General features: G+C 53.5%; 10 protein-coding genes and 1 pseudogene. 10 read left to right on the top strand and 1 reads right to left on the bottom strand.

The annotated features are described in order from the left end of the window. From nifH to BAZ21_RS06775, 10 genes are all read left to right on the top strand, one after another. Nucleotides 1-867 carry a nitrogenase iron protein gene (gene nifH, locus BAZ21_RS06730; RefSeq protein ID WP_007429042.1) on the top strand — a complete coding sequence of 289 codons (867 nt, stop codon included), beginning with the start codon at nt 1-3 and terminating at the stop codon, nt 865-867. An 87-nt stretch (nt 868-954) separates the two neighbouring features. Next, nucleotides 955-2,403 (top strand): nitrogenase molybdenum-iron protein alpha chain, encoded by a 1,449-nt coding sequence (gene nifD / locus BAZ21_RS06735; RefSeq protein ID WP_068498338.1) that lies wholly within the window; start codon nt 955-957, stop codon nt 2,401-2,403. Further along, nucleotides 2,400-3,929, top strand: a complete 1,530-nt coding sequence (gene nifK, locus BAZ21_RS06740) for a nitrogenase molybdenum-iron protein subunit beta (protein WP_068498339.1) — start codon at nt 2,400-2,402, stop codon at nt 3,927-3,929. The genes nifD and nifK overlap by 4 nt, the downstream gene beginning before the upstream one ends. Nucleotides 3,930-4,009: 80 nt before the next feature. Next, on the top strand, nt 4,010-5,371 hold the full coding sequence (gene nifE, locus BAZ21_RS06745) for a nitrogenase iron-molybdenum cofactor biosynthesis protein NifE (protein WP_068498343.1): 1,362 nt from the start codon (nt 4,010-4,012) through the stop codon (nt 5,369-5,371). After that, nucleotides 5,361-6,668 (top strand): nitrogenase iron-molybdenum cofactor biosynthesis protein NifN, encoded by a 1,308-nt coding sequence (gene nifN, locus BAZ21_RS06750; protein ID WP_068498345.1) that lies wholly within the window; start codon nt 5,361-5,363, stop codon nt 6,666-6,668. The genes nifE and nifN overlap by 11 nt, the downstream gene beginning before the upstream one ends. Then, nucleotides 6,665-7,054: a NifB/NifX family molybdenum-iron cluster-binding protein gene (locus BAZ21_RS06755; protein ID WP_068498347.1), complete on the top strand. Its 390-nt coding sequence runs from the start codon at nt 6,665-6,667 to the stop codon at nt 7,052-7,054. Before nifN ends, BAZ21_RS06755 begins: the two co-directional genes overlap by 4 nt. Nucleotides 7,055-7,142: 88 nt before the next feature. Next, nucleotides 7,143-7,907 (top strand): HesA/MoeB/ThiF family protein, encoded by a 765-nt coding sequence (locus BAZ21_RS06760; protein ID WP_068498349.1) that lies wholly within the window; start codon nt 7,143-7,145, stop codon nt 7,905-7,907. Further along, nucleotides 7,885-9,021: a homocitrate synthase/isopropylmalate synthase family protein gene (locus tag BAZ21_RS06765; protein ID WP_068498351.1), complete on the top strand. Its 1,137-nt coding sequence runs from the start codon at nt 7,885-7,887 to the stop codon at nt 9,019-9,021. The genes BAZ21_RS06760 and BAZ21_RS06765 overlap by 23 nt, the downstream gene beginning before the upstream one ends. Nucleotides 9,022-9,311: 290 nt before the next feature. Next, nucleotides 9,312-11,048: an ABC transporter ATP-binding protein gene (locus tag BAZ21_RS06770; protein WP_084011545.1), complete on the top strand. Its 1,737-nt coding sequence runs from the start codon at nt 9,312-9,314 to the stop codon at nt 11,046-11,048. Beyond that, nucleotides 11,029-12,819, top strand: a complete 1,791-nt coding sequence (locus BAZ21_RS06775) for an ABC transporter ATP-binding protein (protein WP_068498354.1) — start codon at nt 11,029-11,031, stop codon at nt 12,817-12,819. Before BAZ21_RS06770 ends, BAZ21_RS06775 begins: the two co-directional genes overlap by 20 nt. A gap of 162 nt (nt 12,820-12,981) precedes the next feature. Here the strand turns inward: BAZ21_RS06775 and BAZ21_RS30365 are convergent. Further along, nucleotides 12,982-13,153 (bottom strand): annotated as a pseudogene (locus tag BAZ21_RS30365) (transposase); the annotation flags it as partial. Nucleotides 13,154-13,579 lie beyond the last annotated feature (426 nt).

The following is a 13,579-nucleotide window of genomic DNA, read 5'->3' on the forward strand; positions in this document are numbered from 1 at the left end:
ATGAGACAAATTGCGTTTTACGGTAAGGGCGGTATCGGCAAATCGACAACCTCGCAGAATACACTGGCTCAGCTCGCGACCAAATTCAAGCAAAAAATTATGATCGTTGGCTGTGATCCCAAGGCAGACTCCACCCGTCTTATTCTGAATACGAAGGCCCAACAGACAGTACTGCATCTGGCGGCTGAAAGGGGCACGGTGGAGGATTTGGAGCTGGAGGATGTTGTCCAGAAGGGCTTCGGTGACATTCTGAATGTGGAATGCGGCGGGCCAGAGCCCGGTGTCGGCTGTGCAGGGCGCGGCATCATCACGGCCATTAATTTTCTGGAGGAAGAGGGGGCCTACGAAGGGCTGGATTTCGTGTCCTACGATGTACTGGGCGACGTCGTGTGCGGGGGCTTCGCCATGCCGATCCGGGAGAAGAAGGCTCAGGAAATCTACATCGTATGCTCAGGCGAGATGATGGCTATGTACGCTGCCAACAATATTGCGCGCGGGATACTGAAGTACGCCAACAGCGGCGGAGTGCGTTTGGGTGGCTTAATCTGCAACAGCCGGAATACGGACCGGGAAGCGGAATTGATTACAGAGCTTGCGAGAAGGCTGAACACGCAGATGATCCACTTTTTGCCGCGTGACAATGTTGTGCAGCACGCTGAGCTGCGCCGTATGACCGTTACCCAATACAACCCGGACCATAAGCAGGCTGCGGAGTATGAAGAGCTGGCAGGTAAAATTTTGAATAACGATATGCTAACGGTTCCCACTCCTATTTCCATGGAAGAGCTGGAGGAGTTATTGATGGAATTCGGCATTATTGAGGATGAAGAGACTGCAATGAACAAAGCCGAGGCGTCGGGGCAGTAGGCCGCAGCCAGAAGGCTTAATGCCGGAATCATCGTGTGATGATGGGGGAACTGAACGCGCAGCTTGCAGGAGGGAGGAATAGGCCAAATGAGCAGTATTGTAGATAAGGGAAAGCAGATCGTAGAGGAGATACTGGAGGTATACCCCAAGAAGGCAAAGAAGGACCGGAGCAAGCATTTTGAGATTGCGGATGAGGAGCTTGTAAACTGCGGAACCTGTTCCATCAAGTCCAACATGAAATCACGACCCGGCGTCATGACGGCGAGAGGCTGTGCCTATGCAGGGTCCAAGGGCGTGGTATGGGGCCCGATTAAAGACATGGTGCACATTAGCCATGGTCCCATCGGCTGCGGACAATACAGCTGGGGCACCCGGCGCAATTATGCGAATGGGATATTGGGCATCAACAATTTTACCGCCATGCAGATTACAAGCAACTTTCAGGAAAAGGATATTGTGTTCGGCGGAGATAAGAAGCTGGAGGTGATCTGTAGGGAAATTAAGGAGATGTTCCCGCTGGCCAAAGGCATCTCCGTGCAATCCGAATGTCCGGTTGGACTGATTGGTGATGATATCGGAGCTGTGGCCAAGAAGATGACAGAGGAACTTGGCATTCCGGTCATTCCTGTGCGCTGTGAGGGCTTTCGCGGGGTGAGTCAGTCTCTGGGCCATCACATTGCCAATGATGCGATCCGCGATTTTCTGATGGGGCGCCGGGAATTGAAGGAGTGCGGGCCTTATGATGTGTCCATTATCGGGGATTACAATATCGGCGGTGATGCCTGGGCCTCGCGCATACTGCTGGAGGAAATGGGACTGCGGGTCATAGCGCAGTGGTCAGGTGACGGTACGATCAATGAGCTGGGGATTGCCCATAAATCCAAGCTCAATCTGATTCATTGTCATCGTTCAATGAATTATATGTGCTCAACAATGGAGCAGGAATACGGAATTCCCTGGATGGAATATAACTTCTTTGGCCCGACCAAGACGGTGGAGAGCCTAAGGGCGATTGCCGCCCGTTTTGACGAGACGATTCAGGAGAAATGTGAGCAGGTCATCGCCCGATACATGCCGCAGATGGAGGCGGTTATCCGTAAATACCGCCCCCGTCTGGAAGGCAAAAAGGTGATGCTGCTGATTGGCGGGCTGCGGGCAAGGCATACCATCGGTGCCTATGAGGATCTGGGTATGGAAATTGTAGCTACAGGCTATGAATTTGCCCATAAGGATGATTACGAAAAGACGTATCCCGATGTAAAGGAAGGCACCATTCTGTACGATGATCCAACGGCCTACGAGCTGGAGGAACTGGCCCAGCGGCTGAATATTGACTTGATGGGTGCCGGAGTCAAGGAGAAATATGTGTATCACAAAATGGGCATTCCCTTCCGTCAAATGCACTCCTGGGATTACAGCGGGCCTTATCATGGCTTTGACGGCTTCAAGATTTTTGCGCGTGATATGGATATGACCATCAACAGTCCAGTATGGAGCCTGCTGCCGTCCCGGCAGACTGCGGAGGTGTCGGTATGAGCGAGCGCCTGAATATTGTCGATCACAATCAGCTGTTTCGGCAGGAAAAGTATGTGCGCCAGCGTGAGGGAAAACGAGCCTTCGAGGCACCTTGCTCGCCGGAGGAGGTTACTTCCACCCTGGAGTACACCAAGACCAAGGAATACAAGGACAAGAATTTCGCCCGTACAGCCGTAGTCGTGAATCCGGCCAAGGCTTGTCAGCCGTTGGGAGCGGTCATGGCTGCGCTGGGCTTCGAGAAAACGCTCCCGTTCATTCATGGCTCACAGGGCTGTACGGCCTATTTCCGCAGCCATCTCGCTCGCCACTTCAAGGAGCCTGTTCCTGCCGTATCCACCTCGATGACCGAGGATGCCGCCGTATTCGGCGGTATGCGCAATCTGATTGACGGGATGGAGAACTGCATTGCCTTGTATCAGCCGCAGATGATTGCGGTATGCACGACCTGTATGGCAGAGGTGATCGGGGATGATCTGTCTGCCTTCCTGGCTAATGCCCGTCAGGAGGGAGCCTTTCCCGAGGATATGCCGGTTCCTTTTGCCAATACCCCCAGCTTCTCCGGTTCACATATTACAGGCTATGATGCCATGCTGCGCTCTGTGCTGGAAACCCTGTATAACAAGTCAGGCCGGACGCCGCAGCCTGGACATGAATTGAAGCTGAATGTACTGTTCGGGTTTGACGGATATACGGGCAATTTTGCAGAAATGCGGCGCATACTGGGACTGTTTGGCGTACCGTATACCATTCTGGGTGACCACAGCAGTAATTTTGATTCAGGCGCAACCGGAGAGTACAGCTACTATTACGGGGGAACGCTGCTTGAGGATGTACCCAAGGCCGCAGATGCTGCCGGCACGTTGGCGATCCAGCAGCACTCTCTTCGCAAAACATTAGGCTATATGAAACGAACCTGGGGGCAGCAGGTGTCCTCCATCTCCACGCCGCTGGGCATCCGCGCTACAGATCGCCTGCTTGAAGAGATCAGCCGTCTGTCCGGAAGAGAAATTCCCGAGGCATTGAAGCAGGAGCGCGCCCGAATGGTGGATGCCATGATGGACTCGCATGCATATCTGCACGGCAAACGAGTGGCTATGGCGGGAGACCCGGATATGCTCATCGGCCTGATTGGCTTTTGTCTGGAGCTGGGCATGGAGCCGGTGCATATTGTCTGCTCCAATGGGGACCGGAAATTTGAGAAGGAAGCAGAGCTTCTACTGAAGTCCAGCCCCTACGGTGCAGAAGCAACGGTACATTGCGGTCAGGATTTGTGGCATATGCGTTCGCTGCTGTTCGAGGACCCGGTGGACCTGGCTATTGGCAGCTCCCATCTGAAGTTTGCGGCCAAGGAAGCGAAAATTCCCTTGCTCCGTGTGGGCTTCCCGATCTTTGACAGGCATCATATGCACCGTTATCCGATTATCGGCTACCAGGGTGCGCTGAATCTGCTTACCCAATTCGTGAATACCATACTGGATGTCATGGAGGAGCAGGCTCCGGATCACAGCTTTGATCTGGTGCGCTAATTGCTGTACCGCGTAGATGGAGATTGGCAGCTTGGCTTGTGATTTCAATGGATTCTATCTGAAATAAGGGGGTTGTGCGGATGGAGGCGGCTGTGCCTAGCGGAAGGCTGGAAATATCCTGCGGCAACAAAATTCCCAAAAGCACGCCCTGTCCCCGGCCTGTGCCGGGGGAGGCTTCGGGTGGCTGCTCTTTTGACGGGGCCCAGATTACACTGATTCCCATTGCAGATGCGGCTCATCTGGTGCACGGGCCGATGGCGTGTCTCGGCAACAGCTGGGAGAGCAGAGGCAGCCTGTCCAGCGGTCCGGAGTTGTCGGCGTATGGCTTCACTACTGATCTTGGAGAACAGGATATCATTTTTGGCGGTGAACAAAAGCTGCATGAATCGATTCGCTACATTGTCAGCCGTTTCGCACCTCCGGCTGTGTTCGTCTATACAACATGTGTCACAGCCCTCACCGGTGAAGATATCGAGGGGGTCTGCAAGGCTGAATCGGAGCGGCTGGGAACGCCGATCATTCCGGTGAACAGTCCGGGATTTGTGGGCAGCAAGAATCTCGGGACCCGGCTGGCCGGAGATGTGCTGTTCCAGCATATTATCGGCACCACCGAGCCGGAACAGACAACCTCCCATGATGTCAATCTCATCGGGGAATACAATATTGCGGGTGAGATGTGGCATATCGAGCGGCTGATGCAGCAGACGGGAATGAGTATCCTGTCCCGAATTACCGGAGACGGCCGGTTCCGCGAGATAGGCTGGGCGCACCGTGCCAAGGCCAATATGGTCGTATGCAGCCGGGCTTTGCTGGGTCTGGCGGTCCAAATGGAGCGCAAATACGGCATTCCTTATTTTGAAGGTTCATTTTATGGGGCAAAGGAAACGAGTTATTCCCTGCGGCAGATGGCTTACCTGACCGGAGATCGAGATGTGGAGCGACGGGTGGATAAGCTGGCCGCACGGGAGGAAATGAGGCTTTCGCTGGAGCTGGAGCCCTACCGCAAGCTACTGAAAGGAAAACGGGCAGTGCTCTATACCGGAGGTGTGAAGAGCTGGTCTGTTATTACGGCTTTGCAGGAGCTTGGCATTAAGGTGGTGGGTGTAGGCACGAACAAGAGCACTGCCGAGGATGTATCCCGGATTGCTGCCCGGGTCGGAGATGATGTGGAATACATCCCGGAAGGCGGCGCACGGCAGATTCTCAAGACCGTGCGGAGCCGCAAGGCCGACATGGTCATTGCCGGAGGCCGGAACATGTATATGGCGCTTAAGGAGCAGATTCCTTTTGTGGACATCAATCAGGAGCGGCACAAGGCCTATGCGGGCTATGACGGGCTGTTGTCCCTGGCCAAACAGCTTGTGCATACGCTGCAGCATCCGGTATGGGAGCTGACCGCCAAATTGGCTCCATGGGAGGGGGAGACGGAATTTGCCGATTAAATCCGCCACGAAGCCTGTCAGTGTCAACCCGCTCAAGGTAGGACAGCCTTTGGGCGGCGTGCTGGCTCTGCAGGGGATATATCGCTCCATGCCTTTGCTGCACGGAGCTCAGGGCTGCTCGGCCTTCTCCAAGGCGCTGCTGACCCGCCATTTTCGAGAGCCGATCGCCGTTCAGACCTCTGCGCTGCAAGAGATGGACGTTATATTTGACGCAGACCGGAATCTGGAGGAGGCCCTGGATCATATCTGGTCCAAGCACCATCCTGATGTCATCGGCGTTATCAGCACGGCCCTCACCGAGGTGGCAGGCGTTGATTTTCAATCCAGGGTAAAGGCGTTCAAGCGAGAACGGGCATTGAAGGACAGTCTGCTGTTTTCTGTATCGCTGCCTGATTTTCACGGTTCCCTGGAGACGGGCTACACCAGCACAGTAGAGTCGCTAATGGATGCCATACTCGTGTCGACTGGAGGCAAGTCCCCCAAAAAACAGCGCCGGACGCAGGTCAATCTGCTGCCAGCTTCTTATCTGACAGCCGGAGACGTCATGGAAATCAAGGATATTATCGCCTCCTTCGGCCTGGAGGTGATTACGCTCCCCGATATTTCCACTTCTTTGTCCGGTCATCTGCTGACAGGCTTTTCCCCTTTAACAAGAGGGGGAACTCCGCTGGATTCAGCCTGCCAGATGCTTGAGTCTTCCTGCACCATTGCCATTGGCGCGAGCATGGAGCGTCCGGCGCGCAGACTGGCTCATGCCGCAGGCATTCCCTACCACTTGTTCGCTGGTCTGTCTGGCTTGGCTGCGAGCGATGCGTTCATACATTTTCTGCAGAAGATCAGTCGCGAGTCGGCCCCCGTCCGCTTTCGCTGGCAGCGTGAAAATCTGTTGGACAGCATGCTGGATGCCCATTTCTATTTTTCCGGCGCTTCGGCTGTAGTGGCGCTTGAGCCGGATCATCTGCTGTCGACCGCAGCCTGGCTGGAGGAGATGGGAGTGGAACTGAAGCGGCTAATTGCACCCTGCAGCACGCCCGCGCTGCAAAAGACAGAACGGGAAGTCTGGATAGGTGATCTGGATGATGCAGAGGAGGGCGCGCAGGGCGTGGATTTATGGATCAGCAATTCGCATGGAAGAAAGGGAGCGGCACGGACCGGCGCCTCCTTTGTACCGGCAGGCTTGCCGGTGTATGACGAACTGGGTGCCCACACATCCGTAAGCGTCGGATACCGTGGGACCATGGAGTGGGTGAACAAGGTGGGCAATGTATTGCTTGCCGAGAGGGGGAAGGGAGGATGAAGGTTGCATTTGCGACGGAAGACGGGGTGCTTGTGAATGCTCATTTTGGGCAGAGTCCTATGTTTACTGTATTCGAAATCCGGCTCTCAGGCGTCCAGTTCCTGGAGCATCGGCGGATAGCTCCAGGGAGCGATGAGCACGAAGCGGGCAAGATTGCCAGCCGAATTGGCCTGATCGAGGACTGTGCCCTGATCTTCCTGGTACAGATCGGCGCTTCGGCCGCCGCACAGGTTACCAAGCGGACCATTATGCCTGTGAAGGTAGCCCACGGCAGCTCCATTGTGGAGCAGGTCCAGCGTCTCCAGCATATGCTGGCACGCAATCCGCCCATGTGGCTTGCCAAAATCCTGCATGCTGAGGAAGGCAGCAGCAAAACCGAATCATGAGCCTGCTGTAAGGAAGAGCAACGATATATAGTGTCAAGATCATGTGGAACAAATATCTAAAAGAGTCGTACATGGAGGGGGTGGACGAATGGCACAACTGCTGGAAGACAGCAGATACGAACGCCAGTTGAAGCTGCTGGGGATGGAAGGTCAGAACAGACTAAAGCAGGCCACTGTCATGGTCGCAGGCATCGGAGGCTTGGGAGGGACAGCGGCCATGTACCTGGCTGCTGCCGGAGTGGGCAAGCTGATATTGGCCCATGAGGGCGTAATTCATCTGCCCGATATGAACCGGCAGGTACTGATGGACAGCGGACGAATCGGCGAGGAACGGATGGAGACAGCATTGCAGCATTTGCATCGTATCAATCCGGAGACCGAACTTGAGGGCCACGCCCACAGAATCACGGAACAATCCTCCGGGCCATGGGTGGGAGCGGCAGATCTCGTGATTGATGCACGTTATGACTTTCCGGAAAGATATACGCTGAACAGGCTATGTGTTCGCTATGACAGACCGATGATAGAAGCCGCCATGTACGGCTATGAAGTATCGTTGATGACCATTGTTCCCGGCAGGACGGCATGCCTGGAATGTCTCTACCCGGAAGGAGGACAGCCTTGGGAGCCTCTGGGCTTCCCGGTTCTGGGAGCCACCTCCGGCTTGATAGGCTGCATGGCCGCACTGGAAGCGGTCAAATGGATTACAGCTGCGGGCAATCTGTTCACTGACCGCATGCACCGTATGAATGTGCTGGATATGAGCAGCTGCAGCATTGCGGTCAAGCGCAACCCGCGTTGTCCGTGCTGCGGAACAGGAGGGGATGCAGATGAGTCGGTTGCGCGTTTGTGATACGACGCTTCGTGACGGAGAACAGGCTCCGGGCGTTGCATTTTCGGCCGAAGAGAAAACTGAAATCGCCGTTATGCTGGATCTGGCGGGGGTGGAACAGGCTGAGATCGGAATTCCGGCAATGGGGAAGGCAGAATGCAGGTCTATTGCCAGGATTGCTGCTCTCGGACTTCAGATGAAGCTAATGACCTGGAATCGCGCAGTGTTCTCGGATATTGATGCAGCGGAATCGACGGGTGTCGACTGGGCCCATATTTCGATTCCCGTATCGACGGTGCAGATGAAGGCCAAGCTGGGTATGACTTCTGCGCAGGTGACGGAGCTGATCCGCAGGTCTGTCGATTACGGTCTGTGTAAAGGATTGACTGTCTCCGTAGGCTTTGAGGATGCTTCAAGGGCAGATGACCTGTTCCTGGAGCAGCTAACGAATCAGCTCTATAGGGATGGCGTCCGGCGGTTCAGATATGCCGATACGCTGTCTGTTCACCATCCCGCTGCTATAGCTGCCCGTATAGACAGGCTTGTATCGCGCGTGCCGCAGGATGTGGAGCTTGAGATCCACTGCCACAATGATTACGGCCTGGCGCTTGCCAATACTCTGGCAGCTTTGCAGGCGGGAGCTGTCTGGGCCAGCACCACCGTTTCGGGTCTTGGAGAAAGGGCGGGCAATACGGCGCTGGAGGAAGTAGTGATGTCGTGGAGAGACTTGTATCAAGGAACCTGCAGCGTTCGTCCCGAGCTGCTGAACCCGCTGGCTGCACTGGTATCCAAAGCCTCCAACCGAATCATCCCCGAAGGCAAGCCAATTGTGGGAGATATGGTATTCGCCCATGAATCCGGCATACACATCAATGGTCTACTGAAGGAGCGCGCCGCCTATCAGGCCCTTGATCCGACCGAGCTGGGTACTGACCATTCGTTCGTGCTCGGCAAGCATTCGGGCAGAAGTGCAGTTCAATATATGCTGGAGCAGGAGGGAATCAAGGCAGGCGCCGATGAAATCAAATTCCTGCTGGAGCGGCTTCGCCTGGTCGGTGAAGATCCCAAGCGGGTCATCCGCAGCACGGACTTAAGGCACTGGCTGCAGCATTATCCGGCAGAGCTGTCGAACTAATTGAAAAAGCGTTCCTGTCCGGTAAGTGTGCCCGTGACTGGAACGCTTTCTTTCATATAAACCTCCACGCCAATGGAGGTTTATTCGTTCTGCTGTTTTTTTGCGTATCTTTTATGGCTACAACTGAAGTCTCCAACTTACTGATTAAACGAAGTCGTTCAGAGGGGTATAATACAATTAGTGCTGTATAAAGTGTGCATAGATGGTTTTACCGTAGATTCGATTCATATGACGATTTAATGCTGATCTGGAAGGACGGCTGTCTGGCAATTGGAGGAATGCTTGTGGGGATGATGTTCTCTTTTCTAAAAAAATATCGGGTTCCGGCCATCGCAGCGCTCGTGATGATGCTGCTGGAACTGGCGGTGGAGTTATCGCAGCCGTATTTGATTTCCAAAATCATTGATGAAGGGATTCGGCAGCAGGATTTGTCCATTGTCTGGTTCTGGGGCGGTGTGCTGGTAGGGAGTGCTGTTATCGCCTTTATGGCGGGCATTGCCAGCTCCTTTTTTGCCTCACATGCAAGTCAGGGCTTTGGCTATGACCTGCGGGAAAAGCTGTACCGCAAGGTTCAGTCCTTTTCCTATCCGGTGTTTAAGCGTTTTGCCACCTCATCGCTGATTACGCGTTTGACGGGGGATGTTACGCAAGTGCAGGATACGGTGTTTATGAGCCTGCGGTTTATGACACGGGTGCCGCTGGTGGTCATCGGCAGTATTGTGATGGCGTTGGTCGTACATTTCAGGCTCGGCCTGCTGCTGGCGGTTATGGCTCCGGTGCTGTTTGTATTTGTGCTGGTGATGATGCGGCGGACGGTCAGTTTGTTCAAGGGCGTTCAGCGTCGTCTGGATGATGTTAACGGGGTGATTCAGGAGAATCTGACCGGAATTCGGCTGATTCGGGTGTTTGTGCGAATGCGGCATGAAATCGAGCGTTTTGCCCATTATGGAGGCGAATTGATGAAAGGGACGGTATCTGCTCTACGCTGGACGGAAACGACGATGCCGTTCATTTTGTTTACGATGAATGTGGGAATTATCGCCGTACTTTGGTTCGGAAGAGGGCAAATTTCTACAGGGGATGCGAGTGTAGGACAGGTGGTCGCAGTCGTCAATTATTCCTTGCGGACGATTGGGGCCTTGTCAGCCTTGTCCGGTATTGTGGTCGTGTTTTCCCGGGCGACCGCATCTACGGGACGGATTCGAGAGGTGCTGGAAACACATCATGAAGAACATGGAGAGGCGGCGTCTACTCCAACACATAACACGCGAATTAAGGGACAGGTGGAATTGGAGCGGGTGAGCTTTCATTATCCGGGCAGCGATTTGGCTGTACTGAAGGATATTTCTTTTCAGGTTGGGCCAGGTGAGCGTATAGCGATCATGGGAGCTACCGGCTCGGGCAAATCCTCGCTTGTACAGCTGATTACACGTCTGTATGAAGAAGATGCCGGCCATGTGCGCTTTGACGGAAAGGACGCGCATGAGCTGGACACTTCCATACTGCGTGAGGCCATCGGCTATGTACCGCAGGAGGTATTGTTATTCACCGGCTCGATTCGGGACAATATCGCTTGGGGGCTGGAGAATGCCAGCCTGGAGCAGATTCAGGAGGCCGCCCGGATGGCGCAAATTCATGATACGATTGAACGCCTGCCGCAAGGCTATGACACCTTGCTCGGGCAGCGTGGCGTCAATCTGTCCGGCGGTCAGAAGCAGCGGCTGTCTATTGCCCGCGCGCTGGTGCGCCATCCGGCGATACTTATTCTGGACGACAGCACGAGTGCGCTGGATGTGCGAACCGAAGCAGCCCTGCTGAAAGCGCTGGATGGGCTATCCTGCACGACATTTCTCATTACGCAGAAGATCAGCTCGACCGCATCGGCGGATCAGATTTTACTGCTGGATGATGGTCGTCTGATCGCGAGCGGAAGTCATGAGCATCTGCTGAATAGCTCAGAACTGTATCGACGCATCTATGAATCGCAATACGGAAAGGAGGAGTCGCATGCTCAAGGAACTCATTGATCCGTTCCGTCAGCCGACACCAGCGTCCGGTGTGCTGCGTAATCCGGCAGGAGCTGAAGGACGCCACAGGTCCAAAGCGAAGAACTGGTCGGGGACGATAGGTCGGATATGGGCTTATTTGGCCCGCCGTAAGGCCAAGCTGATGCTGGTGCTGTTTATGGTACTGCTCAGCTCCGGGCTGGCTCTGTTGGGTCCATATTTGGTCGGCGTAGCGGTGGATGATTTTCTCGAAGGTCCGGGAGGACGAACGTGGATTTATTTTCTTATTGGATTAGGGGCTGTATTTCTGCTTAATTCGCTGACCTCCTGGCTGCAAAATATATGGATGATTGAAATCGCCCAAGAGACCGTTTACCGGATGCGGTTTGATCTGTTTTCACATTTGCATAGGCTGCCGATTCCTTTTTACGGCAAACGTCAACAGGGAGAAATCATGAGCCGTCTGACCAATGATATCGAAAATGTCAGCTCTACACTGAACAGCTCGGCTATTCAAATTTTTTCGAGCATATTGACGCTGGTCGGTACACTTGCAGTCATGCTGTGGTTAAGTCCTTTGTTGACACTGCTGACATTTATCGTAGTGCCGCTAATGGCGGCCGGGATGCGCTGGATTACACGTCGTACCGGGCCTTTATACAAGGAACGCCAGCAGAACCTGGGCGAACTGAACGGTTATATTGAAGAAACGCTGTCCGGGCAGCAGATTATTAAAGCATTTTCGCAGGAAAAGAGGGTCATCCACGGTTTTGGTGAGCGGAATGACCGCATTCGTCTGTCGGGTTTCTGGGCACAAACCATTTCCGGCTTTATCCCCAAGCTGATGAACGGACTGAATAATCTCAGCTTTGCCATTGTAGCGGGGATCGGCGGGATTTTAGCCATTCACGGCTCCATCACCATAGGTACGATTATCGTATTCGTAGAGTATGCCCGCCAGTTCACGAGACCGCTGAATGATTTGGCTAACCAGTGGAACACGTTGTTGTCGGCCATTGCCGGAGCTGAACGTGTATTCGAAATATTGGACGAGGAAGAGGAGTCCAAAGACGAGCAGGGGGCGGTGGCTTTGGAGCATGTGGAAGGAGCTGTACGGTTTATCGATGTTTCCTTCGCCTACGATCAAGGAAGTGACACGCTGGAGGACATTTCCTTCGAAGCCAAGCCCGGCGAAATGATCGCATTAGTCGGTCCAACCGGGGCTGGAAAAACAACGCTCATTCAGCTGCTTTCCAGGTTCTATAGCCCCGACAAGGGAACGATTACGCTGGACGGGCGTGACATTACGACCATACAGCGTGAAAGCTTGCGCTCCCATATGGCGTTTGTGCTGCAGGATTCCTTCCTGTTTCAGGGAACCATCCGTGAAAATATCCGCTTCGGCAGGCTGGATGCCACCGATGAGGAGATTGAGCAGGCATCCAGCCTGGCGAATGCTCATTCCTTTATCATGCGGATGAAGGACGGGTATGACAAGGTGTTGGAGGCTAACGGTAGCGGCATCAGTCAAGGACAAAAACAGCTGCTGGCTATCGCCCGCGCTATTTTGGCCAACCCTTCCATTCTTGTTCTCGACGAGGCAACCAGCAGCATCGATACCATTACCGAGCTGAAAATACAAGAAGGACTGGAACGGCTCATGCAGGGTCGAACAAGTTTCGTTATCGCGCATCGGCTGAATACCATTCGTCAGGCTGACCGGATTCTGGTCTTGAAGGATGGTCGTCTGGAGGAGCAGAGCTCTCATGATGAACTGCTGACTCATAAGTAGCTTTTTTGTAGAAAAAGGACAGTCTGCGGAATCAAAAATCAAAGAACCGGACCGGGCAAAGGACTCATCCTTGCCCAGTCCAGTTAATTTTTCAACTATTTTATGCTTCTTCGTCAGATTGTGGGCAAGTGAAAGCGACCCGACCTCTAAACTTACTTTTTATAAGTCCCGAAGCAGGAAGCGCCGGAACCCCCCGATTGTTTTTGATTTGCCCAAATACACTTTCCGGCTCGTACATCCGCTAGACACTCAAGAGGTACCCTTCTTCACTGGACAGCTTTTACCGCATCTCCTGTTTATATTTCAGGTACGGCAGACTAACCTGAATTTTACGTTTTCTGGCTGCTCTCGTCACGAAGCTTTGAGCGGGCATAGTAGGTGCTGCATTTGGCGTTTCCTCCAGCACATCCTTGAACATGTCCTTCAACGTCGTTTGAATCTGCTCTGGACTGGAATTTATGCTCGTTCATCAATTCCCGAATCGCTTCTTGCTCCAAAATTTCTCTGTTATAGTACTCCCTTCCGAAATCGAATGTGTATGGAACTTAGTATGTTTCATTTCGTTCGATTTCAAAGGTTCCACGTTTCATTTTACAGACCCCGAGAACTTGCGCTTTTTTCATCATTTCGATCATATTTTACTCATATTTAGAGTGCTTCTCTGTAGATAAACTACTTATGGGACACCCCCTTTAAAAGTGGTGTTGTTGACAAAAATCTACAACTCTTTTTAATAGAAAGATGAGGTTATAATGTATGG

The organism is Paenibacillus kribbensis (assembly GCF_001705305.1).
Taxonomy (GTDB): Bacteria; Bacillota; Bacilli; order Paenibacillales; family Paenibacillaceae; genus Paenibacillus; species Paenibacillus kribbensis_B.